General features: G+C 80.3%; 1 protein-coding gene. It reads right to left on the bottom strand.

Annotation, left to right across the window (positions count from 1 at the left end; all coding sequences use genetic code 11):
- The coding region (locus HMPREF3099_RS11120; RefSeq protein ID WP_168168531.1) for a glutamine amidotransferase-related protein at positions 1–294 on the bottom strand (294 nt) is incomplete at both ends.

Genomic DNA, 294 nt, shown 5'->3' with positions numbered 1-294 from the left:
GCGCCGCCAACCCCGTGCCGTGGTGCTCCAGGGCGTCCACCAGCCCGTGCTGCGGGGCCGGGGCCGGCTCCACCCGCCCGCCGGTGGCCACCACCATCAGCTGGTGGCCCAGGCACACCCCCAGCGTCGGCAGGCCGGAGTGCTCCAGCGCCCAGGCCGCCAGGCGCACGTCCTCGGGGCGGGCGGGGTGGCCCGGCCCGGGGGAGATGACCAGGCAGTCCACCGCGCGCACCGCGGTGCGGATGCCGGGGTCGTCGTGCGCCAGCACCAGCGGCTCGCGGCCGAGCGCCGCCG

Source organism: Kytococcus sp. HMSC28H12, assembly GCF_001816045.1.
GTDB classification, from domain to species: domain Bacteria; phylum Actinomycetota; class Actinomycetes; order Actinomycetales; family Dermatophilaceae; genus Kytococcus; species Kytococcus schroeteri.
Note: the sequence above shows the minus strand (reverse complement) of the source record. Positions and strands in the feature narration are given on the sequence as shown.